Source organism: Rhizobium glycinendophyticum, from assembly GCF_006443685.1.
GTDB lineage: Bacteria > Pseudomonadota > Alphaproteobacteria > Rhizobiales > Rhizobiaceae > Allorhizobium > Allorhizobium glycinendophyticum.
Window position 1 is genome coordinate 17,316 of the sequence record NZ_VFYP01000001.1, and the last position, 26,119, is coordinate 43,434.

Genomic DNA, 26,119 nt, shown 5'->3' on the forward strand with positions numbered 1-26,119 from the left:
GGACAAATCTACCGTATCGACCTCACCGCAGACTGTCCATCGCGAAGATGTGGCCATCAGCAGGCTTTGTAAGACTTGCGAGTGCATTGCTTTTTCCGATAGAAATCGGGCACTTGCCAAAGCGGGAGACAGGATTTGACCGGCACAGACAATCCGCGCGCCCGCGCCCGCGAAATCATCGCGCAGTCCATCGAACAAGCACGAGCCGGTGATCCCGATGGCGCCCGACATGCGCTGGATGCCCTGGCTGCTGACACTGAACTGGTATCTCAAGCGGAACTGGGTCCTCCGACCGTATTGGGACTGCCCCGCAAGTTACACTCTGCCTACCTGAAACTTGCCAAGATTTCAGGCGACCGGCTGCGGGTAACCGGGCTTCAATTTACCCTGGTGCCTGATCCCGCCACGATGGAAGCTGTCGGCACGTATACCGGCGAGCAACGCCGCCTCATTGCTCGTCTTGCTGCAGCGCCGGTGCCGCGCATACTGCACCAGGTGTGGATTGGCGATCTCCCACAGCCGCCGGCAGTCGCCGCATGGCGTGCCCATTGCGCAGCGCATGGCATGGAATATCGTCTCTGGGACACGATGGCGCTTCAACGGCAGGGCTTTGATACCCATCCAAGCTACGCAGACATGCTGGCGCGTCAAGACTATCCCGGAGCAGCCGATGTCGCGCGTTATCTGGTTCTTGAGCGCTTCGGCGGGATTTACATGGATGCTGACTGGTATCCGGCTCGGGACGATGCGGGTTTTGAAGACTTCGTTGCATTGGTAGGTTTCACGGCGCTGGCTTCGGAGATACCGCGGCTGACCAGTGCGGGCGGTCTGCTTCTTGCCAATGCCTTCATAGCGACGCCTGCGGCGCACCCAGTGATCCAGCGCATCATCGAGGCCATGCCGGGGATTATGGAGGCTTTGCCGGGGGCGCCGGCCTGGTGGTCGACCGGACCCCTCATCTTCACCTATGCCAGCCGCGGCGCAGGAGTGACACTCGCCACTGCAGACATGATGGCCGCCGTGCTGCCGCGGCGCGCACCCTTCTCCGACGTTCAGATGGCGCGCCAGACTGCGATGACGAACGATCGCGGTTTCATCATCGACTGGAAGTCCTGGTAGAACTGCGAACGTCGGGCGAGACCCATTCGCAGGCGGGATGCGTCGCAGTAATTGCCAGCAAGGTTTTCAGGAACGTCCATGCCGCCGCGTCGTGCACCAGATGGTGCGTGAGTATGCCGATCATCGGAGGCGCATCCTCACGTCCGATCCAACTCGCCAGTTCGGCAAAAAGCGCATCTGCCGGTCGCCCGCCGCCGGTGCCATGCCAGTCCATGATGTCGACATGAGTGTTGACGAGCGGGATCGGCGACGTGGGTTGCTCCTTCCCGAAAACCGACAACAGCTTGAGCCCCAATGATGGTAATCCCGGCAATAGAGCAGGTGCGATGCGGTTCCACGGCGGCACCAGCATGGGAATGAAACGCGCAGAATAAAGGGCAGCGAGTTTGTCGAATCCTTCCTTCAATTCTGCGAGAACAACGGGCGCCGTTCTGTGCAGGCCGAGTTCCTGCTTCTTTTCGGCAGCGGAAGCGTAATTATGATGCGACCAGCCATGCAGCGCCACGCTCGAATGAGGTGCTTTGTCCAGGCGCCGGATCAGCGGTGTCCCGGTGTCTTTCGGAATGACGGCCAAGGTCACCGGGACCATGTGCTCATGCGTCAATTCCAACAGCCGGTCGAGTGCCTCGGTTGGCTCGACAGCATCGTCGTCGCGCAGCCAGAGCCGGACTTTGCGACCCTGCGCCGCGACTGTGTCGATTGCATTTCTGAGGAGAGCGTCGCTCACAGTGGATACTCCAAAGCCGCCAGGAGAAGAGGAGCGATCTGAGCCGAGGCGATCGGCTCCGAGTGCTCCGTCAGAACGAAGTCCCGCGCCATCTGGCCGAGGGAGCGCCTCAGGTCAGAATCTTGCAACAGCCTGTCGATCGCTCCTGCCAAGGCGTCAGTGTCGCCGGGGGGCGTCAAGATTCCGGTCCGCCCGTCGGCGACGACTTCCGGCACGCCCGCAGTTTCAAACGCGATCACCGGCAGACCGGCAGCCTGGGCCTCCAGATACGCCAGACCATAGGCCTCCCCATGACCCGGCCAGACGAAGACACCGGCGCGGGCCAATTGCTCCATGACCCCCTCGCGCGGCAGCTCGCCAATCAATTCGATCCGCTCCGGAGGCAGCAAGGCAAACAACCGCTTCACCTCATCGCGCTCGGGGCCGTCGCCGATCACGACTAGCCGCCACGCATCCGAGCGAACTCTCTGCAGGGCCTCTGCAAGTGCTGCATAACTTTGCATCTTGTCGCCGGCGCGCATCATTGCCACCGTAACCAGCCGTCCAGCCTCGGGCGCTGCCTTGATATTGGCAAAGGGCTCGGCATCGATGAACGGGGCGATCCGGGCAAGCCTGGCTTGCGGTGCCGCTGCCGCAAGACCGGCTTCGTCGCGCGCGGTCAGACAGATATTCAACGCTGCGCGTTCCACCAGCGATTTCAGTGCCTCTTGATGCCGACCCCAACATCCGATGTTTCGGCGGGCGGAATAAGAAGCCTCTGCCGTCACATAGGGAAGCGAAAACCGTCGGGCGAGGACCGGGCCAATCAGGTCAGGCGCCTTGTAGTAAGGGTGGTAGCAGAACCACAGATCGGGCGGGCCGTCAGCCTCCCAGGCAAGCGTCAGCCGATCGATATCCGCTTTGGCCGCAGCCTCTAGGTCAGGCAACACAGTCTCGGGGGTCGCATGAAAGCTGCGCAGTTGGGAGGCGATCTCGACGGAATGCCCGGCTTCGCCCAGAATACGGACGAACTGACGCGCCATCAGCCGGTCGCCGGACGGCACGGGATGATCGGGCGATTTCAGCGGTGCATAGAACGCGATCTTCATGCTCGCTTTAGACCCTGCCGCCTTTTGCGAGACAAGAGGGAGGCTCTCACAATTACGCGGGGTGGCTCGGCCGCTCGGGGCCGGCCCTTGACATACAGGTTCTGCGCACGCAACTGACAGGGTCAATTGCATCTCTCGGAGCCTGTGCATCATGCCATCCTCTTCCGCAGCGATCGGCCTTGGTGCCGCCATTCAAGCCCGTACGGCAAAAGCTGGAGTGATCGGCCTCGGCTACGTCGGCCTGCCCTTGGCCATGAGCATCGCCCGCGCCGGCTTCACGGTCGTCGGCTTCGACATCGATCCGTCGAAGATCACGGCCGTTGAGGCTGGCGAAAGCTATATTGAGGCGGTACCAAGCGAAGTTCTGCAGGCCGAAACCTCCGCCGGCCGGTTCACGGCGACCTGTGACTTTTCGAGACTTGCCGAATGCGATGTCATCGCCATCTGCGTCCCAACGCCGCTTACGCGCCATCGGGATCCGGATCTGTCCTTTGTCGAGCGAACCTGTAGCAAGATCGCCGAGACACTGCGGCCCGGACAATTGGTCGTCTTGGAATCGACCACCTGGCCAGGAACCACCAACGAGGTGATGAAGCCAATCCTGGAAGCCAAGGGTCTGAGGTCTGGAACTGATTTCTTCCTTGGTTTCTCTCCTGAAAGAGAGGATCCGGGCAACCGCGACTTCTCGACATCGACCATTCCGAAGGTCGTCGCCGGCGACGGGCCGGACGCCAGTGCCCTGATGGAGGCCTTTTATAGCGCCGTCGTGAAAACCGTCGTGCCGGTTTCAACGACGGCGACCGCCGAGGCGGTGAAGCTCACGGAGAACATCTTCCGGGCGGTCAACATCGCGCTCGTCAACGAGTTGAAGCTCGTCTACGACGCGATGGGCATTGATGTCTGGGAAGTGATTGATGCGGCCAAAACCAAGCCGTTTGGCTATATGCCCTTTTATCCCGGCCCCGGCCTTGGCGGTCATTGCATTCCCATCGATCCGTTTTACTTGACCTGGAAGTCTCGCGAGTTCGATCGTCCGACGCGCTTTATCGAGCTTGCCGGCGAAATCAACACCGCCATGCCCCATTACGTGGTCGACAAGGTCGCCGAAGCTCTCGATCGCCATGCCGGCAAGGCCTTGAGCCGCTCGCGTGTTCTGGTCATGGGGCTGGCCTACAAGAAAAACGTGCCCGACATCCGTGAAAGCCCCTCCCTGCGCTTGATGGAGCTTCTCGTTGAGCGTGGCGCCGACGTCGCCTATCACGACCCCTATGTTTCGGAAGTGCCGCGAACGCGCGAATATGCCGATCTCATGGGGCGTCGCAGCGTGGCCTTGGATGAGGAGACCGTTGCCGGCTTCGATATTGTCCTCATCTCTACCGATCATGACGACGTCGATTACGCGGCAATCGCCGCCTGGGCACCGCTGATCGTTGATACGCGTAACGTATTTGCTCGGCACAACATCGCCGCCGGCAACATCTTCAAGGCCTGACCCATGAGCCGTCTCGACAGTTTCATCAATCGCATGACCGCCCAGCGCGATATGCTGAACCTCATTCGCGACCGCGTTGATCTGCCGGACGGACCCATCTTGGAGATCGGGCTCGGCAATGGTCGGACCTTCAGCCACCTGCGCGAGAATTTTCCCGACCGTCGAATCGTGGTCTTCGATCGCCAGCTTCTCGCGCACAAGAGCTCCATCCCCTCGTCGGAAGATCTCGTGCTGGGCGAGATCGCGGAGACGGGGAAGGCCTATATCGGTATCGGCGCAGCTTTCGTTCATGCGGATATCGGCACCGGCGATCCGGAAAAGGATGCCGTGACACTCACATGGCTCCCCACGATGGTGGAGGGCATGCTCGCCACAGGAGCCTATGCGCTGAGCGGACTGCCGCTCGAGAGGCAGGGCCTCGAGCGTCTTCCGGTCGCCGAGCACATCGATCCCGAGCGCTACTACTTCTACCGAAGGGCGTGACAATGCGGGAGGACGCCAGACCGCAATATGCGCTCGCCGTCATTTCCGACGCCCATTTCCACGAAATCGAAGGGGACTACGGGATCGCCGGCATAAAGGCCGGCAATCGCCGACTGACACTGCAAACCTGGGCGCACAGCCGGGAATCGACGCGTGTCTACAATGAAAGTGCGCCTGCCCTGATGGCGGCGCTGGATGAGGTGGCGGCGCGAGGGATCCGCCATGTCGTTCTGCTGGGGGACTATACCGATGACGGCCAGCGAGAGACCACGCATCGTCTCGCGCAGCGGCTCAGCGATTACGAAACCCGCTTCGGCACACGCTTCTACGCGCTGCCCGGCAATCACGACCTTTTCGGACCATCCGGCCGGCACCAGTCGCGCTACTTTCTCCGGCCCGACGGATCCTCTATTCGCGTCACCAGTGACGATCGCGATTCGGCTCCCGATAGCGTCGTCTCGGCGGCTATGTTCTGCGAGGGATATCCGGACGGACTGGCGCCGATGGCGCGGCATGGCTATTTCCGGCGGCCCGATGACCTCTTCTGGGAAACGCCGTTCGGAACAGATGATCGACCTGAGCGGCGAACCTATGAGGTTGTCTCGGAGGACGGGCTAAACCGCTACCGCCTCATGGATGCCTCCTATCTGGTGGAGCCTGAACCCGGCCTCTGGCTCCTGATGCTGGACGCAAACGTCTTCGAGCCGCGCAATGGCACCTTCCGTCCAGGCTCCAAACGCGCCTTCATCGACAGCACTGCTGCCGGCTGGAACGCAGTCTTGCGGTTGAAGCCCTTTCTGCTGGCTTGGATCAGCGATGTCACCGCGCGCGCAAAGGCGAGTGGTAAGACGCTCTTGGCATTCTCCCATTACCCTGCCATCGATCCCCTTGAAGATCAGGAAGGCTTCGAACAGGCCCTGTTTCCGTCCAGTCCTGTTAATGTGCGCCGACCGCGCACCGATGTGGCCGAGGCGCTAATGGCTGCGGGCCTTTCACTGCATTTCAGCGGCCACTGGCACGTCGACGGCATCAGCGAGCACCGGATTGGCGAGCACAGGTTGACCAACATAGCGTTGCCGTCCCCTGTTGCCTTTCCCCCGGCGTTCAAGTTGATCACGGCCGAAGCAGGGCGCGCGACGGTCGCGCCCGTCGAACTTTCTCAACTGCCGCTCGATCAGGAGATCATGGAATTATATCGCCTTGAGGTGCGGGCGAATGGCCTGTCATACGACGAGGCGCTCTCGGCCTCCGATTATGGATCTTTTCTGCACCACCATGTGCGGTCTCTGGTGGTGCATCGCTATTTGCCCCGAGAGTGGCCCAAGGATGTAGTGGAGACCATTTCGTCCATGTCACTTGCCGATCTCTGCAGCGACCCACGCACCGCGAGGCCGATGGAGGCGAAGGCAATTCCGGATGCGTGGCGGCATATTCCAGTCATCGACCTTATTGCCGACTGGTACTGCCTGCGTCAGGCAGGCACTTTAGGAAAACGGCTCATCGGTCCACAGGCACTGGATCGGATGAGAGCGATCGCCACTGTCTTCGTGGATGCGCAACACGGCGCCGAAAGAGGAGCGACCGCTGCGTATCTGAACGTTTTTTTCCGGTCGATGCTCTTCTATGTCAAACGGGCCGAGCGGTTGAGTGAAACAAATTTCTTCGAGTTCTAAATCGCGGACACCAAGCTCCCGAGCGTCTTTACAGAAACCGGTCCGGCTACCGCTTGAATGCAAAGAGCCGGCGCATGACAGCGCCGGCTCTAATTTTGGCCACCCTGCGGCGGTGTGGCACGCCCACCTAGTGGTGTGCGGTCTCTGCCGCCGGCTGTAAGTTCGATACTGGCTCATGCTGCACCAGCGGGCGGTTGCCCGCCAGCCTTCTCAGCAGCACGTAGAAGACCGGGGTCATGAAAATCCCGAAGAAGGTCACGCCGATCATGCCGGAGAACACGGCCAGGCCCATGGCGGCACGCATTTCCGATCCGGCCCCGGTCGAAAGCACCAGCGGGACAACCCCCATGATGAAGGCCATTGAGGTCATCAGAATCGGCCGCAGGCGCAGTCGGCTTGCTTCTATGGCCGCCTGAACCGGCTTTCGCCCCTCGAACTCCAACTCTCGCGCAAATTCGACGATCAAGATGGCATTTTTTGCCGAAAGTCCGACAAGGACAACAAGGCCTATCTGCGTGAAGATGTTGTTGTCCCCGCCCGTCCACCAGACCCCGGCGAGCGCCGCCAACACGCCCATCGGCACGATCATGATGATGGCGATCGGCAGTGTCAGGCTCTCATACTGGGCAGCGAGTACGAGATAGACGAGCAGCAGCGCGAGCGGGAAGACGACGATGCTCGAATTGCCGGCCAGAATCTGCTGATAGGTCAGATCGGTCCACTCGTAGGAAATTCCAGTCGGCAGTGTTTCGGACGCGATCCGATCGATCGCTGCCTGCGCCTGGCCCGATGAGAACCCGGGAGCGGGGCCGCCATTGATATCAGCCGCCAGGAAGCCGTTATAGCGCGTCGTCCGCTCCGGCCCCGTCGTTCCGTCCACCTTCAGCAGGGCGGAGAGCGGGATCATCTCGCCGGTCCGCGAGCGGACCTGCAATTGGCCGATATCCTCAGGCTTGGCGCGGAAGGCGGAATCCGCCTGCACCCGCACGCTGTAGGTCCGCCCGAACGAGTTGAAGTCGTTGACATAGAGCGAGCCCAGATAGATCTGCAACGTTTCGAAGACATCGGTGACGCTGACGCCCAGTTGCTGTGCGCGTGATCTGTCGAGATCGGCATAGAGTTGCGGAACGTTGACCTGGAAGCTCGAAAACAGGCCAGCCAGTTCAGGTGTCTGATATGCCTTGCCGAGGAACGCCTTGGTCGCCTCGTCGAGTGCGGCATAGCCGAGGCCGGCACGGTCCTCAAGCTGAAGCTTGAAACCGCCTGTGGATCCCAGACCGTTGACCGGCGGCGGCGGGAACATGGCGATGAACGCATCCTGGATGCCGGCAAACTTCTGGTTCAACTGCATGGCAATCGCACCGCCGGAAAGGTCCGGCGTCGTCCGCTCCTCGAAATCGTCGAGCACGGCAAAGACGATGCCGGAGTTGGAGCCGATGGTGAAGCCGTTGATGGACAACCCGGGAAAGGCGATGGCATGGGCAACACCGGGTTGCTCCATGGCGATCGCGCTCATCCGCTTGATGACGGATTCCGTGCGGTCGAGTGTGGCGCCATCCGGCAATTGGGCAAAGCCGATCAGATACTGCTTGTCCTGTGCCGGCACGAAGCCGCCGGGCACCGTATTGAAGACCGCATAGGTCGCGCCGACGAGCAGCAGGTACACGCCCATGACCAGTGATTTGCGCGACACGAGCCCACCGACGCTTCGCCCATAGCCGCGCGATGCGGCACCGAAGAAGCGGTTGAAGCCACGAAAGAACCAGCCCAACAGGCCGTCCATGAGACGCGTCAGCCAATCCTTCGGGGTGTCATGACCTTTCAGCAGCAGCGCTGCGAGTGCCGGTGAAAGTGTCAGTGAATTGATCGCCGAGATGACGGTCGAGATCGCAATCGTCAGGGCGAACTGCCGGTAGAACTGGCCGGACAATCCGCTGATGAAGGCGAGCGGCACGAAGACCGCGACAAGCACCAGAGCGATGGCGATGATCGGTCCGGAAACCTCCCGCATCGCCTGATAGGTCGCATCCCGCGGGCTCAGCCCCTTTTCGATGTTCCGTTCGACGTTCTCGACAACGACGATCGCATCATCGACGACAATACCGATTGCGAGAACGAGGCCGAACAGTGTGAGTGCGTTGATGGAAAAGCCGAAGGCGTACATGACCCCGAAGGTGCCGATAATCGAAACCGGCACGGCAAGCAGCGGAATGATCGATGCGCGCCAGGTCTGCAGGAAGATGATCACCACGAGGACGACCAGCGCGATTGCTTCAAGCAAGGTATCAACCACCTTGTCGATCGAGGCGCGCACGAACTTCGTCGTGTCGTAGACGATTTCGTATTTCACGCCTTCCGGCATGGCCAATTGCAACTGATCCATGGTGGCATGGACATTGTCGGCGATTTCGATCGCGTTTGAGCCAGGCGCCTGAAGCACGGCAATCGCGACCGCCGGCTGGCCGTCGAGCAACGAACGAAGCGTATAATCTGCCGCGCCCATCTCGATGCGTGCGACATCCCGAAGACGAGTGATTTCGCCCTGGTCGCCGGTTTTCACGATGATGTTGCCAAATTCCTCAGGCGTGCGAAGCCGGCCTTGAGCATTGACGTTCAACTGTAGGCTGACGTCGCCAGGCGTCGGCGAAGCCCCGATGATGCCGGCGGCGGCCTGCACGTTCTGTTCCCGGATAGCATTAGTGATGTCGCTCGCTGCAAGCGCATGTTGGGCTGCCTTTTGCGGATCGATCCACACCCGCATGGCATAGTCGCCCGCGCCGAAGACCTGAACCTGCCCCACGCCTTCGATCCGGGTCAGCCGATCCTTGATATTGAGCGTCGCGTAATTGCGCAGATAGGTCACATCATAGCGATCGGTGGTCGAGACCAGATTCACCACCATGATGAAGTCCGGTGAACTCTTGACCGTCGTGACCCCAATGGCACGCACTTCCGCTGGCAGGCGTGGCTCTGCCTGCGAGACGCGGTTCTGCACCAACTGCTGCGCCTTGTCCGGGTCTGTCCCCAGCTTGAAGGTTACAGTCAGCGTCAGCACACCGTCTGATGTCGCCTGGCTGTTCATGTAGAGCATGTCTTCGATGCCGTTGATCTGCTCCTCAAGGGGCGTCGCAACGGTCTCCGATATGACCACTGGATTGGCCCCGGGATAGACGGCGCGCACGACGATCGATGGCGGCACCACCTCGGGATATTCGGAAATCGGCAGTGCACGCATGCCGATGAGGCCAGCAACGACGATCAGGATCGACAGCACGGCGGCGAACACCGGACGGTCGACGAAAAAGCGGGAAATATTCATGTCAGCATCCTCTCCGGGATGAAAAACAGGACGAGTGGCTCCTGCGGCGGGCGCAGGCCACCGGGACAGTCGTGAAGGTGAAGGGAATGACGCGGTGCGCCGAAACGCACCGCGCAGGGATGGCTTACTTTGCAGCTGCCACAGTGTCCGCAGGCTTGGGATCGACCAAGGCGCCGGGCGCGATGCGTTGCAGCCCGCTGACGACGACGCGTTCGCCGGCGGCGAGACCGCTTTCGATAATCCGCGATCCGTCAGAGATGCTGCCGACGACAACCGGGCGATAGGCAACCTTGTTGTCGTCTCCGACCACAAAGACGAATTTCTTGTCCTGATCGGTCCCGATGGCGCGTTCGCTCACCAGAATCTTGTTCGCCGCATGCGGTTGACCCAACCGAACCCGAACAAACTGGCCCGGCATGAGGCGCCCGCCCGGATTATCGAATACAGCGCGCACGCCGACGGTGCCGCTGGAAAGTTCGACTTCATTCGAGATCAGCTGTAGCTTTCCTTTGATCGGCGTGCCCTGATCGGCAAGCGTGCCCATCTCGACCGGGATTTCCTCGATCGGCGGCAGGGCATCACCGGAGGTCGGCAATTGCGCCAAAGCCTTGGCTACGGTTTCTTCGCTGACATTGAATGCGGCATAGATGGGATCGACCGAGACCAGTGTCGTCAGCGCCGGCGATGCCGAGCCGGCGGCGACGAGATTGCCCACGGTCATCTCGACCTTGCCAACGCGTCCCGAAACGGGCGCTCTTACATTGGTATAGTCCAGTTCCAGCTCAGCCGCATGCAAGGCGGCTTCCGCCGTTGTGACGGCAGCCTGCGCTTCAGCCAGAGCATTGCCGCGCTGATCGAATTCGCTTTTGGATATGCTGTTGCCAGACGAAAGCTTTTGCCCACGCTCGAATTCCGTCTTTGCGAGCTGCAGGCGCGCCTCTGCCGACGCCAGTTGCCCCTCGGCCTGAGTGACGGCAGTCTTGAAGGGCTCCGGATCGATGGTGAACAGCAGGTCGCCAGCCTTGACCAGTGCACCCTCGCGGAAATGCACACCCTCTATGGCGCCGGAAACTCGTGAGCGAACCTGAACGCGTTCGATCGCTTCAAGCCTGCCGGAAAACTCTTCCCAGGAGCGGATTTCACGGTTTTCCAGGACGGAGACTGTCACCGGAATTGCCGGAGGAGGAGCCGCAGCAGTGTCCGTTTCAGCCGCCGCGATCGTACCGGGCAGTTGATAAACGAGCGCTGCGACGGAAATGGACGCAGCAAGACCTAGGCCAGTGCCCATCAGGGCCCAGCGTTTCCATGTCGATGTCATGGCTGTTCTCCTTGTAGCCCGCTCGGCGGGCTGACGATGTCTTCAAAAAATCATTGAACGCGTATGTCTCGGATGAACTCCGAAAAGTATCGGCAGACGCTGTCTCCGTAGGCGGGCGCTTGGGTCACCGCGCCTCCGTAGACAGATGGCCAGCCCGTCCCCGGATCCAGGACGTGTCTTCTGACCATCACACCCGACCGCTCTAGTCCATCGGCATAGGCCTGTGCCTCGTCGACGAGAGGATCGTCCTTCGACGAAATGATCAGCGCCGGTGCCATTCCAGACAGCCGCGAGCACAGTCGAGGGGCGGCATAAGGATGACACACGCCGCCGCTCAGGTAGTGGTTCCACCCCTCCGACCAGCGTTGACGCATGCCAACCGCATCCGCCATCTGGAAGGAGGCCGTCCCCATGAAGGGATCGAGCAAAGGCGAGAAGAGAACCTGTCCGTCTAGCGCCTCGGCAAAATTGTCACGCGCCTTCAGTGCCACGCCTGCCGCAACGTTCCCGCCCGACTCCTCGCCCCCGATGAGCAGCTGCGATTTCCGGTCTCCCAGCCCTGCGCGCTTCTTGGCAAGATAGGAAAAGATCGAAAATCCGACCTCCAGGGGCTGCGGAAAGACCCCGCCCAAGGGCCCATTGTAGTCCGGGACCACAACAATGGCCCCCGTCTCTGCAATGCACTTCGCCAGCTGGCAGTCTCGTGGGCCCGATTGGAGGAAGGCGCCACCATGGAAATAGAGCATGACGGGCGGCCCTTTGGCGTAGTCTTCACCCTGATAGATACGTGCCGAAACGGGGCCAATGGCCACCTTGTCCAGCGTCATATCTTTGATTTCGACCGCCATCTCACCACCTGAAGCCCTCGGAACAACCGAAGGCGAAGTATAGGTATCATTGATCGACATATCCTGAAAAGTGTGACAAAATGAGCTTCACTGTCCAGAAATTCGGATAATAGCCTTAAACAGGATAAATCGCTATGGACCAGCTGTCAGCCATGCGCGCTTTCGTGCGGGTGGTCGAAACCGGTAGTTTTACACGCGCCTCGGCCGCCCTCGGCACGCCGAAGGCCACCGTCAGTAACCTGATCCAAAATCTTGAAGCCCACCTCCAGACCAAACTGCTGAACCGTACGACGCGGCGTGTCGTGGTGACCACTGACGGCGCGCTCTATTATGAGAGAGCTGTCCAGTTGGTCGCCGAGATTGACGAACTGGATGGCAGCCTGTCGCGATCCCGGACCAATCCCGCTGGCCGGCTCCGTGTCGAAATGGCTGGCGCCTTCGCCGATCTCCTCGTGATTCCGGCTCTTGCGCAGTTTCACGCACAGTTTCCCGATATCCAGATCGATCTCGGGGTGGGAGATCGCACTGTTGACTATCTCGCCGAGAACGTCGACTGCGCCCTGAGGGCAGGAGCACTGCGGGATCAGTCACTGATTGCCCGCAAAGTGGGCGAAATGGCCCTCGTCCCTTGTGCAGCCCCTCGCTATCTGGAGGAGTTTGGTATGCCCGGTCATCCCAGCGACCTCGCCGATCGGCACCACTGCGTCAACTACTTTCTCGCCACAACCAACCGCACAATCCCCTTTGACTTTATCCGGCATGGGGAGAAAATCCAGGTTAATTCCCGCTATATCGTTTCCGTCAATGATGCCCGCACCTACCTCGCGGCAGCCTTGGCGGGCCTGGGTATAGCTCCGCTTGCCCACTTCATGGCGGCCGACGCGCTTCGTCAGGGGCATCTCGTGCGTGTGCTGCAGGAATGGCACATCGAGCCCATTCCCATGTACATCGTCTATCCGCCGAACAGGCATCTGAGCAACAAGGTGCGGATCTTTGTGGACTGGATCGTTCAGCTTTTGGCGAAATCACAGCTCAAGCTGGAGGGATAGGAACCCCCAGTTTGAGATCAGATGTGAGAGCTTCCGCGAAGAGTATCATGTTGTAGCGCGCAAAAATGGCCGGAAAGACCTGGTCTTCCGGCCATTGCTTAGCTGGCTACCATCTCTTATCGAGGCCCAGAAGAAGGACGGCTTTCTTCAGCAAGGGCGTCAGTTCAATGCGCGCCGGACATGTCGCCCAGCACTTCCTTCGAAGCGACGGTCGAATCCGCGTTCAGCTTGTAGACCATTGGAACACCCGTCGCGAGATTGACGCTGAGGATCTGCTCCTTGGTAAGCTTGTCGAGAACCATCACCAGCGAGCGCAGCGAATTGCCATGAGCCGCAACCAATACCTTCTCGCCACGCAGCACGCGCGGCAGGATTTCGGTCAAGTAATAGGGCCAGACGCGAGCGCCGGTGTCACGCAGGCTCTCGCCTCCCGGCGGCGGCACGTCGTAGGAGCGGCGCCAGATATGCACCTGCTCTTCGCCCCACTTGGCGCGGGCATCATCCTTGTTCAACCCAGAGAGATCCCCATAGTCGCGTTCGTTGAGTGCCTGGTCCTTAATCGTCTCAAGGCCAGTCTGGCCGACATTTTCGAGGATGATGTTGCAGGTTTTTTGCGCACGGGTGAGGACGGACGTGAAAGCGATGTCGAACTTGATGCCATAGTCGGCCAGCGCCTTGCCGCCTGCATTGGCTTCCTGGACGCCGAGTTCGGTCAGGTCCGGGTCACGCCAGCCGGTAAACAGGTTCTTCAGGTTCCAGTCGCTCTGGCCATGGCGCACGAGCACGAGGGTACCGGTCATCGACAATTCCTCTCTTGACGATCAGGGGGTGGAGTTGAGCCCGAGCACGTCGAGCATGGTATAACGACCGGGCTTCTTGCCGAAGGCCCAGACGGCAGCCCTTAGGGCGCCGCGTGCAAACAGCGAGCGGTCGGTCGCGCTGTGAGACAAGGTTACCGTTTCGCCTTCACTGGCAAAAAGGACGGTGTGTTCGCCGATCACGGAACCGCCGCGCAAGGTTGCAAAACCGATCGAGCCTTCTTCGCGCGGGCCGGTATGTCCATCGCGTACGCGTACGGAGTGGCTCGTGAGATCGATGCCACGGCCATCCGCTGCCGCCTGGCCCAGCAGAAGGGCTGTGCCGGACGGCGCATCGACCTTGTGCTTGTGGTGCATCTCCAGCACCTCGATGTCCCAGTCGGAAGCGCCCAGCGCTTTTGCAGCCTGCTTGATCAGTACAGACAGAAGATTGACGCCGAGGCTCATATTGCCGGATTTTACCACGCGCGCATGACGGGCTGCTGCATCGATCTTGTCTTCATGTTCGGGAAGGCAGCCTGTGGTGCCGATAATATGGACAATACGTGCCTGAGCCGCGAGTGCGGCAAACTCCACGGTCGAGGCAGGCGACGTGAAGTCGATGACCCCATCGGCATGCAGAAAAGCAGAAAGCGGGTCGTCGGTAACAGCAACGCCAAGTGTGCCGGCTCCCGCAAGCTCGCCGGCATCCCTGCCAAGCGCAGGCGAGCCTGGGCGTTCGACCGCGGCGTGAAGAACCACGCCATCGGTCTGGCAGATCAGGTTGATCAGTGTGCGTCCCATGCGCCCGGCGGCACCGACGACGACGAGCTTCATTGGTGGCATCATGATCAGATTTCCTGAAATACGTCTCGACCGTTGTGAGCAGCCTGGAGATTGTGAAGGCGAGCGTAAAGACCGCTCGGCCGCTGTGCAAGGCTCTGATGCGTGCCTTCCTCCACCACACGGCCCGCCTGCATGACGATGATCTTGTCTGCCTTGATCACGGTGGAGAGGCGATGGGCGATGACGATGACTGTCCGCCCGACCATGGCCGCATCCAGCGCCTGCTGCACGGCCGCCTCGGACTCCGCATCGAGCGCCGAGGTCGCTTCATCGAGAAGCAGGATCGGCGCATTGCGCACGAGAGCCCGCGCGATCGACAGCCGCTGCCGCTGGCCGCCAGAGAGCGTCAGCCCGTTCTCGCCGACGGGGGTGTCGTAACCCATTGGCTGCGCAAGGATGAACTCGTGGGCATTGGCAAGTCTCGCCGCATCCTCGATTTCCGCGTCCGTTGCTTCGGGGCGGCCGTAGCGGATGTTGTCGCGGATCGTCCCCTCGAACAGGTAGGGCTGCTGCGAGACATAGGCGAGGTGATGACGCAGCGACGATTTGGTGACATCGGCAATGTTCTGCCCGTCGATCAGGATCGCACCTTCGGCGGGGTCGTAGAAACGCGGTACGAGCGTGATAACGGTCGATTTGCCTGCACCGGAAGGGCCTACCAGTGCAGTTGTCTTGCCGCCCTCAGCCACGAAATCAAGTCCATGCAGGACGGGGTCGTTGCTCCCATAGGCAAAACGAACGTCACGAAACTCGACTCGAGCCTCTGTGACCTTGAGCTCCCCCGCCCCTGGCTTGTCCCGTTGATGCGTCTGCATGTCGAGGATCTCATAAATCATCTTGGCGTTCACCGCCGCGCGTTCCATCTGTACTTGAAGCTTGGCCAAGCGTTTGGCCGGTTCATAAGCCAGCAGAAGGGCTGTGATGAAGGAGAAGAACGCACCTGGCGGAACACCTCCATAAATGGCCTGGAAGGCCGCATAGGCCATCACACCTGCCACGGAAAGCCCCGCTAGCGATTCGGTCAGCGGACCATTGCGTTCGCTGAGGCGGGCGATCCTGTTGGAGCGGCGCTCGGCGGCATCAATCGTCGATTGGATCTTGCGCTGGAGCTGCTCTTCCATCGTGAAGGCTTTGACGATGGTGATGCCCTGAACGGTTTCCTGCATGGCGCCCAGAACGTGGGAGTTCAGGATGACCGACTCGCGCGTCGCGCTGCGCAGTCGCTTCGCGAGATAACGAAGGCCGATGAGCAGGGGCGGGGCGACGGTGAAAACGAGCAGCGACAGGATGACGTCCTGATAGAACATCACACCGACAAGCGACACGAGCGTGACGAGGTCGCGAGCAAGCGACGTCACCGTCAGGTTGAGCACATCGCGTACGCCGTTGATGTTCTGATTGATCTGCGCAGACAAGCGAGCAGATCGCGATTCATTGAAATAGCCGACCGACAGCGTCATCAAGTGCGCAAATAGGCGGCGCTGGTACCGCGCCACGATATTGTTGCCGATCTTTGCAAGAGTAACGGCTTGTCCGTAACCGGCAAAGCCGCGAATGACGAATGCGGCAAAGATCGAACCGCAGATGGTCCAGATCAGATCTGCCCGGCGGTTGGCGAAGGCCTCGTTGATGACCGATTCCATGATCCACGCCGTAAAGGCCGTCGTCGCCGCTACAGTCAGAAGGCAGACGATGGCGAAGGCATAGGCGCCCAGATGCTCGCGGCCATTTTCGGTGACCACCCGACGCAAGACGGCGGTGATGCTGTCCCTGTCCAGCGTTTCGTTGGATTTGCCCTTGGCGCTCAAAAGAAAAGTCCTGTGCTGTTGCTATAAGCAGATCCCCTTGGGGCCGCCGCTCTATAGCCAGTTGCACCACATTTGACCATAGCGCCTATTCTGCGGCCATATTGCGCCAGTGGCGACCCTCGGTAGCGAGACCAAAATCCGATGGAGCGCTTGCAAATGCTGCAAGGCCGTGAAGGGCCGCTTGAGGATGGGTGACCACGAATGTGGGAATGCCGTGCAGCAGCCCCTGATGCGGTGCCTTGTCTTCGAAAGCAGCGCGAAATTCGCCGCTCTGCAACGCCGGCAGGATCTTCGGAGAAATGCCGCCCGCGAGGAATACGCCACCCTTCGCCATGAATATCAGTGCAAGATCCCCCGCCACACGACCGAGATAGGTGGCAAAAAGGCTCAGCGCCTCGCCAGCCAGCGCGTCCGATCCGGAAATGCCCGCAGCAGAAACCTCTGCCGGCTCGCCATAACGCGGGGTTCTGTTGCCTTCGGCTTTGCAGAGCGCGCGATAGATGTTCATCAGCCCCCGACCCGACAGCAGTTCCTCCGCAGAAATTCGCCCGAGCGCGGCGTTGGCATCGTGCACGGGGGTCAGATGGGGCCAGATGGCGTAGTCACGTTCGGTGCGCGGACCGACATCCACATGTCCACCCTCGCCGGGAACCGGAAACCACGTATCCCGTGCCCGTACGAGTCCGGCAACCCCGAGCCCGGTTCCCGGACCGAGCACAACCCTCGACCCGAGAGGCGCATCGCTCAGCGCGCCGAGCGGCTGCCGGTCGGAAACACCAAGCGTGGCAGCGGCCAGCGCCTGCGCCTCGAAATCATTCAGCAACAGCACTTCGGCAAAGCCAAGTTCGGCCATCAGCACCTTCGGGCGCACGACCCAGGGGCAGTTCGTGAGCGGCACCTCGTCGCCCTTGATGGGCCCGGCAAGGGCGAGGATCAGCGATTTCGGCTTATGCGTCGTCTGGGCGAGCACGGATGTGCGGATTGCCGCATCGATCGTGGCGAAATCCTTGTTGATCACGTTTGGAAAACTGATGGCCTCGCCGCTGTTATCGAGCAGGATCGAGAACCGGGCGTTTGTGCCACCTATGTCGCCAATCAGGATCGGAAAGGGAAGGGTATCGTCACGTTGTGTCTGGGCCATGGTTTGTCCGGTCTTGGCTCCACTGCCTCAGGCAGTCAGGGTCTGCATTAGGATGTCGGCGGTCGCGAGGTTGAGCGCCATCGGGATGTCGTAAACGGTTGCGAGCCGCATAAGTGCCTTCACATCCACATCATGCGGCATCGGAGTCAATGGGTCGACGAGGAAGACCAGCATGTCGACCTCACCCGTGGCAATCAGCGCGCCAATCTGCTGATCACCGCCCAATGGACCACTTTTCAGCCGGGTGACATTGAGGTCGGGGGCGGCATCTTGGATGCGGCCTCCTGTTGTGCCCGTCGCCACGATCCGCCAATGGAGAAGCTTCGAACGATGCCGGCGGGCAAACTCCGCCATGTCGTCTTTCTTCTGATCATGGGCAATCAGGGCGATGCAAGGGACGCTGGTCATGATGGATCGGCAGCTCTTTTAAATCGATTTGATACCCTCTACCGCAGAGGCTTCTGCTTGAAAAGCCACCCCACCTATCCTGCATCAATATCCGCTCGGGCGTGCAGGCGGGACAGGAACCTCCACAGGCAGTTCGAAGGGGGGTGCAAGAGCTTGAGCCGGTGCAACGAAGGCGGATGCGGTGGGAACTAGGACTTGCCCATCTGCCGGACGATAGGTTGCCTCCAATTCGTTTCCAGCGCCGTCCGCACGCAATACTGTGCGGCAAGCTTTCGGCAGGTCTGTCAGTTGCATGGCCCTCGGCTTGGGTGCCGGCTTGGCGTTCGGGTCCTTTTTCGGCGCCGCCCAAGGCTCCTTGGTAAACCACCAGGCAAGCGACTTGTCGCAGCCGTCGCCGGGACCAACTGGCGCCTGTGGTTTGCAGCCGGTCGCACCTTCCGGGCAACGAATGCGAATGTGAAAATGCTCGTCATGGCCATAGATCGGACGGATCTTGCCAAGGACCGCTCGGTCACCAGTCCAGGTCTCGCAGAGCTTCTTCTTGATCGCTGGATTGACGAAGACACGCTCCACCTGCGGATAGCTCGCCGCCTTCACGACCACCTGCGCATGGACATCAGTCCAGCGGCGTTTGTCCACCGTCAGAAACTTGCTCTTGTCGAGCATTGAGGTAAAGGGCATGTCCTCACGCTGCTGCGGCGACAAGGGTTGCGCCGGCTTGGGCGTGAACCACACATCGGCATCGAGGCCCACCTGATGGGACGCGTGCCCTGACAGCATGGGTCCGCCACGTGGCTGCGAGATATCGCCGATCAGGATGCCCGATCCCCACCCCAATCGCGCCGCGTCCTGTGAAAAACGCTCCAGAAGCGCGATCATCTGCGGATGCCCCCACCGGCGGTTACGCGAAAGACGCATCGCCTGCCATGTCGGCCCGTCGGTTGGAATGGCTACGGCTCCGGCAATGCATCCTTTCGCATAGGAGCCATAGGGCGAAGGGGCAGCCCGTGTCGGCAGCGTGACGCCGCCGAACAATTCTTTCGCAGGCGCGTCCTGTGCGAGAACGACGTCGATGGCAGAAGCGGAAACAGCTCCCAGGATCATGAGGGCTGATGCAAGAGTGCGGCACGCTTTGAGTGGCGACATCGACAACATTTCCTAACGGTTTGACGATCCGGGTGGAGGGATGAATCAGATACGAATGCTACCGTGAAATAGGATTCGGGTGAAACTGCGAACGGGGGTGATTTCACTTCTGTGTCAGCATCCCTGTTCTTCTGAGGGTTTTGTCTTATTCTGGCCTAAACCAAATCGCAGGGGATGCAGATGGCTTGGACGAGGCGATTTCTGAACTGGTTCATCGTTGCGGGATCGACGGTCGCGGCCTGCAGCGCAGCTGCTCAGGACCAGCAGCCCACCGACACTTTTCGTCATGCACTGGCTATCGTTGGAGGTATTAAATACCCGCCAGGCTTCGCCCATTTCGACTATGTGAAGCCAGCGGCGCCCAAAGGCGGGGCTATCAACCTCTCGGCGTCCGGCACTTTCGACAGCTTCAATCCTGTTCTCGACAAGGGTGAACTTGCCGCAGGATTGTCTCCGAGACTATCTCTTGTAACGGAAACCCTTCTGAAGCCTTCGATGGACGAAGTGGACGCGGTGTATGGCTTGCTTGCCGAGGCGGTGTCTTATCCGCCCGACTATGCCTATGCGACATTTCGCCTGCGTTCCGAGGCGAGATGGGCAGACGGTATGCCGGTGACACCGGAAGACGTGATCTTCAGCTTTGAAAAGTTCAAGGACCTCAACCCGCTTTACACCACCTACTATGCGCACGTTTTGAAAGCAGAGAAGACCGGCGAACGCGAAATCACGTTCACGTTCGACGAAAAGAACAATCGCGAACTGCCGATCATCGTCGGGGAGTTGGACATCGTTCCAAAGCACTGGTGGACCGCCAACGGACCAGATGGCAAGCCACGCGACATTTCCCGCACCACGCTCGAACCCATTCTCGGATCTGGCCCCTACCGTATAGCTTCGTTCGTACCCGGAGCGAAAGTCGTCTACGAACTGCGGGACGACTACTGGGGCAAGGACCTCAACGTCAACGTCGGCTACAACAACTTCCAAACCCAGACCTACACCTACTATGCAGATCTGGATGTGGAATTCGAAGCGTTTCGCTCCGGCGCGGTGGATTACTGGGTAGAAAACTCGGCCATGCGCTGGGCGCGGTCCTACGATTTCCCGGCAGTTGCCGATGGCCGTGTGAAACGTCAGGTCCTGGACAACGAGTACAAGACCTCCGGCGTGCTCGTCGGGTTCATTCCCAACATGCGCCGTGAAATGTTCAAGGATGTGCGCGTCCGCAAGGCACTGAACTTTGCCTTCGACTTCGAAGAGTTGAACAGGACAATCTTCTTCGACCAGTACAAGCGGATCGACAGCTACTTCTACGGTTCCGAACTGGCATCGCAGGGCGTACCTGAGGGTCAGGAATTGGAGATATTGAAGTCGCTAGGCCCCGAAGTTCCCCCGGACGTTCTGACACAGCGATACGAGAACCCCGTCGGCGGCGACGGCGCCAAGCTGCGAGAGAACCTTCGATCAGCGCTGGCGCTCCTGAAAGAAGCCGGTTACGAACTGCGCGGGGGGAAGATGGTCTCCGCTGCGACGGGCACGCCGCTGCAGTTCGAGATCCTGCTGAACGGGCCGACCATCGAGCGCGTTGCGCTTCCTTTCGCAGACAATCTCAAGAAAATTGGCATTCAGGTTTCTGTCAGAACGGTCGATTCCGCACAGTATGCGAACCGCGTTCGCAGTTTCGACTATGACATGATCTATCTCGGCTGGGCGCAAAGCCTGAACCCCGGGAACGAACAACGAGATTACTGGGGTTCGCGGTCTGTGACCCAGGAAGGGTCGCGCAACTATGCCGGTATTTCCAGTCCCGCGATCGACAAGCTGATAGACCAGATTATCTTCGCCAAGGATCGCCAAACGCTGATCCCCACCGTCAAGGCGCTTGACCGTCTCCTGCTGGCGGGCAGCTATACAGTTCCGAGCTACACCCTCCGTTCGTCCCGCATCGCCTATTGGGACAAGTTCGAACATGCCGAATTGCCGACCTATGCTATCGGGTTCCCATCCATCTGGTGGGCTAAACAGGCGCAAAACTAAACGGGGGGACTTCTGCCGAGAAGCCGGTTATTTAGGAATCACGGGCGAATCGCTTTGCAGGAGGGCCGACGGATTGGCTGACGGTAGGAGACAGTGGTTGACAGTGGAAGGACGTCCGTCATGAGGCGCGTTCTATGACCGCATACATCTTCCGCCGGCTCCTGCTGATGATCCCGACGATCATCGGCATCATGGGCATTTCATTCATCGTCATCCAGTTCGCCCCCGGCGGTCCGGTGGAGCAGGTCATCGCCCAGCTCAGCGGCCAGGGTGACAGTGCCGATGCCCGGCTGTCCGGCGGCGGCGACATGTTGAACCAGCAGGTCGGCGCGGACGAAGGAGGCTCCCGCTATCGCGGTGCCCAGGGTCTTGACCCCGAACTGATCGCCAAACTCGAAAAACAGTTCGGCTTCGACAAGCCCCCGCTCGAGCGCTTCATCGAGATGATGTGGAATTATATCCGCTTTGATTTCGGCGAGAGCTTCTTCCGCAATACCTCGGTCATCGATCTGATCATCGAAAAGATGCCGGTGTCGATCTCGCTTGGAATCTGGGTCCTTTTGATTTCGTACGCCATATCCATCCCGCTCGGCATCAAGAAGGCGGTCTCTGATGGCTCGCGCTTCGATGTCTGGACCTCGGGTGTCATCGTGGTGGGCTATGCCGTGCCGGGCTTCCTCTTCGGCATCCTGCTGATCGTCCTTTTTGCCGGCGGGTCGTTCTTTGACTGGTTCCCTCTGCGGGGCCTCACCTCCGACAATTTCGCCGAGCTCTCCTGGTGGCAGAAGATCCTCGACTACTTCTGGCACCTCACACTGCCGCTGACAGCACTTCTGCTGTCGGCCTTCGCCACGACGACGTTGCTCACCAAGAATTCCTTCATCGACGAAATCAAGAAGCAGTATGTCGTCACCGCCCGCGCCAAAGGATTGGCCGAGCGACAGGTGCTCTACGGCCATGTATTCCGCAATGCCATGCTGATCGTCATCGCTGGCCTGCCGGGCGCTTTTATCTCAGCTTTCTTCACCGGCTCTCTGTTGATCGAGAACATCTTCTCGCTCGATGGCCTCGGCCGCCTCGGCTATCTCGCGGTCGTCAACCGGGACTATCCGATCGTCTTCGCCACGCTCTACATTTTCTCCCTGATGGGCCTTGTTGTCGGTCTCATCTCGGATCTCATCTATACCTGGATCGATCCGCGCATCGACTTCGACCGGAGGGACGTTTGATGTCTGCCGTCGAAACTGTCACCGCTGTGCCGCCGAAAAAGACCTGGCTGAAACCCACGAATCGTCGCCGGCTTGAAAACTTCAAGGCGAACCGTCGGGGCTTTTGGTCCTTCTGGATCTTCATGGTCCTTTTCGCGCTCAGCATGTTTGCCGAGTTCATTGCCAATGACCGGCCGATCATCGCCTCCTATAAGGGCGAGATCCTCTTCCCAGTTGTCGTGGATTACCCGGAAGAAAAGTTCGGCGGCTTCCTCGCCGTTACCGACTACCGCTCGCCCTTCATATCAGACGAGATCAACGCCAACGGCTGGATGATCTGGCCGCCCATCCGCTACTCCTATCGCACGGTCAATTCCGAAGTGCCGCATTCGGCACCGACGGCACCCTTCTGGCTGATGGACACGGATGAACGCTGCGCCGCCTATCCGCTGAAGGCGGAGGATCCGAACTGCGTGCTCGGCAATATGAACTGGCTCGGCACCGACGATCAGGCCCGCGACGTCATGGCTCGTATGATCTACGGTTTCCGAATTTCGATCCTCTTCGGTTTGGCACTCACGCTCGCCTCTGCCGCAATCGGCGTCACAGCCGGAGCCGTCCAAGGCTATTTCGGCGGCTGGACCGACCTTCTGATGCAGCGCTTCATCGAGATCTGGTCTTCGATGCCGGTCCTCTACATTCTGCTGATTATCGCCGCGATCCTGCCGCCCGGCTTCTTCGTCCTGCTCGGCATCATGCTGCTCTTCTCCTGGGTCGGCTTCGTCGGCATCGTGCGGGCCGAATTCCTGCGCGCCCGAAACTTCGAATACGTGAATGCCGCCAGGGCGCTGGGCGTCGGCAACTGGACGATCATGTTCCGCCACCTGCTGCCGAATGCCATGGTGGCGACGCTAACTTTCCTGCCCTTCATCCTGTCGGGCTCGATCACCACGCTCACTTCCCTCGACTTCCTCGGCTTCGGCATGCCGCCCGGTTCTGCCTCGCTCGGCGAACTCATCGCGCAGGGAAAACGCAACCTCCAGGCTCCGTGGCTCGGACTCACCGCCTTCTTCACCATGTCGATCATGCTTTCGCTCCTGATCTTTGTCGGCGAGGCCGTCCGCGACGCCTTCGATCCGAGGAAGACCTTCCGATGAGAGCAGGTTCGTCATGGAGACGCATTTGTGGCATGATGCGAAGAGTCTGATCAGGAGCGCAATGCCATGAACAAGATCGTCAGAGAGCATTATCCGGTTGAGAACTTGCCCGCCGATCTCAGAGAAGGGCTCGGTAACGGTGGAACCGTGCGGGTGGTGATCGAGATCGACGATGCAAAGTCTGAGGCCGCGCCAAAGCAGCGGACGGTCAAAGACACTTTGGCGCGTTTGGAAAAGCTGCGGCAAGCGCGTGCCCCAGACAGCGACATGACAGAAGCAGTGACGCGGATCCGGACATTGCGAGACGAATGGGAAGCGGAATGATTGCCGTTAAGCGTGTCTATCTCGACACAAACGTCTTCATCATGCTCTCGGAAAAGTCGCATCAACTCCAGAGATTGCTTGTAAATGCGATCGCCGCTCAGCCCATGGGAAAGCCCCCGGTCTTCGCGACGAGTGAACTGACACTGTCTGAGCTTCTCGTCAAACCCCACCAGATCGGCGATGACACGCTGATTGAAGGCTACGAATCACTGATCATCAGCAGCGACTGGCTCGACGTACGCCCCGTTGATCGCGGTGTCTTGTACTACGCTGCTGTGATTCGCGCTCAATACGGTCATTTGAAGCTGCCGGATGCCATCCATGTATCGAGCGCGCTGGGGCAGGGCTGCTCTCATCTCCTGACCGATGATCAAGGCATAAAAGACCGCTACGACGTGGTTCACACGCGATACGGCTCCCTCGCTGGCAGCGCCAGTCTGACCATTCTCCGCCCCGACGAACCCACTCTCACCTCCCTGATCGAAAGCCTCTCCGCATGACCGAACCTTTGCTCTCCGTGCGCGATCTCTCCGTCGCCTTCCATCAGGGTGGTCGCGAGAGCCTGGCGGTCGACCGCGTCTCCTTCGACATCGGCCGCGGCGAGATCGTTGCCTTGGTCGGAGAATCCGGCTCCGGCAAGTCGGTCTCCGCCGCTTCGATCCTCAAGCTTCTGCCCTATCCGGCTGCCAGCCATCCCTCAGGACAGATCCTCTTCGACGGCCGCAACCTGATGACGGCAAGCGAGCCGGAGCTCCGCTCTGTGCGCGGCAACGACATCACCATGATCTTCCAGGAGCCGATGACCTCGCTCAATCCGCTGCACACCATTGAGCGGCAGATCGGCGAGATCCTGGCCCTCCATCAGGGCCTTGAAGGCCATGCGGCCCGCGCCCGCGTGCTCGAACTCCTGCATCAGGTTGGTATCCGCGAGCCGGAGAAGCGCCTGACAGCCTTCCCGCATGAACTCTCGGGCGGCCAGCGCCAGCGCGTGATGATCGCTATGGCGCTCGCCAACAGGCCGAAGCTGCTGATCGCTGACGAACCGACCACTGCGCTTGACGTCACTGTTCAGGCCCAGATCCTGGAGCTCCTCGGCCGCCTTAAGTCCGAACACGGCATGTCCATGCTCTTCATCACCCATGACCTCGGCATCGTCCGCAAGTTTGCCGATCGTGTCTGCGTCATGACCAAGGGCAAGATCGTCGAGGCCGGAGCCGTTGAGGATATCTTCGAACGGCCGCAACATGCCTATACGAGGAAGCTGCTTGCCTCCGAGCCGCGTGGTGAACCGCCAGTCCTGGACGAGACGAAGCCTGTTGTCATGCAGGGCGAGGACATTCGCGTCTGGTTCCCGATCAAGGCAGGCTTCCTGCGCCGCACCGTGGACCACGTGAAGGCCGTGGACGGCGTCGACCTCACACTTCGCGCCGGCCAGACGCTCGGCGTCGTCGGCGAGTCAGGCTCCGGCAAGACCACGCTCGGCCTTGCGCTGTCGCGTCTCATTTCGTCCAAGGGCCGCATCAGCTTCATCGGCAAGGACATCCACGCTTTCTCCTATCGCGAGATGCGGCCCTTACGCGATCGTTTGCAGATCGTCTTTCAGGATCCCTTCGGGTCTCTTAGCCCTCGCATGTCGGTCGGCGAGATCATTGCCGAAGGGCTGAAGGTTCATGAGAAACAGCTGACTTCAGAGGAGCGGGACGGTCGCGTCGCCTGGGCGCTGGAAGAAGTCGGCCTTGATCCCGCCACCCGCTGGCGTTACCCGCATGAATTCTCCGGCGGACAGCGGCAACGCATTGCCATCGCCCGCGCCATGGTTCTGAAACCGCGTTTCGTGATGTTGGATGAGCCGACATCCGCGCTGGACATGACCGTCCAGGCCCAGGTCGTTGACCTTCTGCGCGATCTCCAGGTCAGGCACGATCTCGCCTACCTCTTCATCAGCCACGACCTGAAGGTTGTGAAGGCGCTCGCAAACGAATTGATCGTGATGCGCAACGGCAAGGTGGTCGAGCAAGGGCCTGCTGCTGAGGTCTTCGCAGCACCCAAAGCCGATTATACCCGCGCCTTGATGGCCGCCGCTTTTAATCTCGAAGCCGCCGAAATCGGTGGCGTCCGCCAGTAGAGAATT

General features: G+C 60.2%; 22 protein-coding genes. 11 read left to right on the plus strand and 11 right to left on the minus strand.

The annotated features are described in order from the left end of the window. Positions 1-135: 135 nt before the first annotated feature. The gene (locus FJQ55_RS00070) at positions 136-1,119 is read left to right on the plus strand and encodes a glycosyltransferase family 32 protein (protein ID WP_246084981.1); all 984 of its coding nucleotides are present in this window, start codon (positions 136-138) and stop codon (positions 1,117-1,119) included. Here the strand turns inward: FJQ55_RS00070 and FJQ55_RS00075 are convergent. Together FJQ55_RS00075 and FJQ55_RS00080 are read right to left on the minus strand one after the other, a co-directional pair. Then, on the minus strand, positions 1,097-1,846 hold the full coding sequence (locus FJQ55_RS00075) for a polysaccharide deacetylase family protein (protein WP_140825723.1): 750 nt from the start codon (positions 1,844-1,846) through the stop codon (positions 1,097-1,099). The two genes, FJQ55_RS00070 and FJQ55_RS00075, sit on opposite strands and share 23 nt — an antisense overlap. After that, positions 1,843-2,934, minus strand: a complete 1,092-nt coding sequence (locus tag FJQ55_RS00080; protein WP_140825724.1) for a glycosyltransferase family 4 protein — start codon at positions 2,932-2,934, stop codon at positions 1,843-1,845. The genes FJQ55_RS00075 and FJQ55_RS00080 overlap by 4 nt, the downstream gene beginning before the upstream one ends. A 151-nt stretch (positions 2,935-3,085) precedes the next feature. Here FJQ55_RS00080 and FJQ55_RS00085 point away from each other — a divergent pair, with 151 nt between their 5' ends. The 3 genes from FJQ55_RS00085 to FJQ55_RS00095 are packed head-to-tail and all read left to right on the plus strand — an operon-like array spanning position 3,086 to position 6,582. Beyond that, positions 3,086-4,426 (plus strand): nucleotide sugar dehydrogenase, encoded by a 1,341-nt coding sequence (locus FJQ55_RS00085; RefSeq protein ID WP_167507678.1) that lies wholly within the window; start codon positions 3,086-3,088, stop codon positions 4,424-4,426. A gap of 3 nt (positions 4,427-4,429) precedes the next feature. Next, positions 4,430-4,909, plus strand: coding sequence for a class I SAM-dependent methyltransferase (locus FJQ55_RS00090; protein WP_140825725.1), 480 nt, complete (start codon positions 4,430-4,432; stop codon positions 4,907-4,909). A gap of 2 nt (positions 4,910-4,911) precedes the next feature. Then, positions 4,912-6,582, plus strand: a complete 1,671-nt coding sequence (locus FJQ55_RS00095; protein ID WP_140825726.1) for a metallophosphoesterase family protein — start codon at positions 4,912-4,914, stop codon at positions 6,580-6,582. A 127-nt stretch (positions 6,583-6,709) separates the two neighbouring features. On the opposite strand, the gene FJQ55_RS00100 is transcribed toward FJQ55_RS00095, so the two are convergent. The 3 genes from FJQ55_RS00100 to FJQ55_RS00110 all read right to left on the minus strand — a co-directional run bounded on the left by FJQ55_RS00100 (position 6,710) and on the right by FJQ55_RS00110 (position 12,067). Continuing rightward, positions 6,710-9,901 (minus strand): efflux RND transporter permease subunit, encoded by a 3,192-nt coding sequence (locus tag FJQ55_RS00100; protein WP_140825727.1) that lies wholly within the window; start codon positions 9,899-9,901, stop codon positions 6,710-6,712. A gap of 124 nt (positions 9,902-10,025) precedes the next feature. Beyond that, a complete protein-coding gene (locus FJQ55_RS00105) occupies positions 10,026-11,219 on the minus strand; it encodes an efflux RND transporter periplasmic adaptor subunit (RefSeq protein WP_140825728.1) in 1,194 nt (397 codons plus the stop codon). Between the two features lie 50 nt (positions 11,220-11,269). Beyond that, complete coding sequence (locus FJQ55_RS00110; RefSeq protein ID WP_140825729.1) at positions 11,270-12,067, minus strand: alpha/beta hydrolase fold domain-containing protein; 798 nt, start codon at positions 12,065-12,067, stop codon at positions 11,270-11,272. A gap of 134 nt (positions 12,068-12,201) precedes the next feature. Between FJQ55_RS00110 and FJQ55_RS00115 the strand changes: the two genes are divergently transcribed. Continuing rightward, on the plus strand, positions 12,202-13,116 hold the full coding sequence (locus tag FJQ55_RS00115) for a LysR family transcriptional regulator (protein WP_140825730.1): 915 nt from the start codon (positions 12,202-12,204) through the stop codon (positions 13,114-13,116). 164 nt (positions 13,117-13,280) lie between these two features. On the opposite strand, the gene FJQ55_RS00120 is transcribed toward FJQ55_RS00115, so the two are convergent. The 6 genes from FJQ55_RS00120 to mepA all read right to left on the minus strand — a co-directional run bounded on the left by FJQ55_RS00120 (position 13,281) and on the right by mepA (position 19,262). After that, the gene (locus FJQ55_RS00120) at positions 13,281-13,916 is read right to left on the minus strand and encodes a 2,3-bisphosphoglycerate-dependent phosphoglycerate mutase (RefSeq protein ID WP_140825731.1); all 636 of its coding nucleotides are present in this window, start codon (positions 13,914-13,916) and stop codon (positions 13,281-13,283) included. Positions 13,917-13,937: 21 nt separating this feature from the next. Next, complete coding sequence (gene dapB / locus FJQ55_RS00125) at positions 13,938-14,750, minus strand: 4-hydroxy-tetrahydrodipicolinate reductase (protein WP_140828997.1); 813 nt, start codon at positions 14,748-14,750, stop codon at positions 13,938-13,940. 14 nt (positions 14,751-14,764) lie between these two features. Beyond that, positions 14,765-16,567 (minus strand): ABC transporter ATP-binding protein, encoded by a 1,803-nt coding sequence (locus FJQ55_RS00130; protein WP_140825732.1) that lies wholly within the window; start codon positions 16,565-16,567, stop codon positions 14,765-14,767. An 85-nt stretch (positions 16,568-16,652) separates the two neighbouring features. After that, positions 16,653-17,708, minus strand: a complete 1,056-nt coding sequence (locus FJQ55_RS00135) for a glucokinase (protein WP_140825733.1) — start codon at positions 17,706-17,708, stop codon at positions 16,653-16,655. Positions 17,709-17,735: 27 nt separating this feature from the next. Next, positions 17,736-18,116 carry a methylglyoxal synthase gene (locus tag FJQ55_RS00140; protein WP_140825734.1) on the minus strand — a complete coding sequence of 127 codons (381 nt, stop codon included), beginning with the start codon at positions 18,114-18,116 and terminating at the stop codon, positions 17,736-17,738. Between the two features lie 84 nt (positions 18,117-18,200). After that, complete coding sequence (gene mepA / locus FJQ55_RS00145) at positions 18,201-19,262, minus strand: penicillin-insensitive murein endopeptidase (protein WP_425467478.1); 1,062 nt, start codon at positions 19,260-19,262, stop codon at positions 18,201-18,203. A 174-nt stretch (positions 19,263-19,436) separates the two neighbouring features. On the opposite strand from mepA, the gene FJQ55_RS00150 reads away from it, so the two are divergent. From FJQ55_RS00150 to FJQ55_RS00175, 6 genes are all read left to right on the plus strand, one after another. Beyond that, positions 19,437-21,299, plus strand: coding sequence for an extracellular solute-binding protein (locus tag FJQ55_RS00150; RefSeq protein WP_425467479.1), 1,863 nt, complete (start codon positions 19,437-19,439; stop codon positions 21,297-21,299). Positions 21,300-21,433: 134 nt separating this feature from the next. After that, positions 21,434-22,528, plus strand: coding sequence for a microcin C ABC transporter permease YejB (locus tag FJQ55_RS00155; protein WP_140825737.1), 1,095 nt, complete (start codon positions 21,434-21,436; stop codon positions 22,526-22,528). Beyond that, positions 22,528-23,664 carry an ABC transporter permease gene (locus FJQ55_RS00160; protein ID WP_140825738.1) on the plus strand — a complete coding sequence of 379 codons (1,137 nt, stop codon included), beginning with the start codon at positions 22,528-22,530 and terminating at the stop codon, positions 23,662-23,664. The genes FJQ55_RS00155 and FJQ55_RS00160 overlap by 1 nt, the downstream gene beginning before the upstream one ends. Positions 23,665-23,730: 66 nt before the next feature. Further along, positions 23,731-23,988 carry a hypothetical protein gene (locus FJQ55_RS00165; RefSeq protein WP_140825739.1) on the plus strand — a complete coding sequence of 86 codons (258 nt, stop codon included), beginning with the start codon at positions 23,731-23,733 and terminating at the stop codon, positions 23,986-23,988. Further along, the gene (locus FJQ55_RS00170) at positions 23,985-24,488 is read left to right on the plus strand and encodes a type II toxin-antitoxin system VapC family toxin (protein WP_140825740.1); all 504 of its coding nucleotides are present in this window, start codon (positions 23,985-23,987) and stop codon (positions 24,486-24,488) included. Before FJQ55_RS00165 ends, FJQ55_RS00170 begins: the two co-directional genes overlap by 4 nt. Next, positions 24,485-26,113, plus strand: coding sequence for an ABC transporter ATP-binding protein (locus FJQ55_RS00175; protein WP_140825741.1), 1,629 nt, complete (start codon positions 24,485-24,487; stop codon positions 26,111-26,113). Before FJQ55_RS00170 ends, FJQ55_RS00175 begins: the two co-directional genes overlap by 4 nt. Positions 26,114-26,119: the final 6 nt, after the last annotated feature.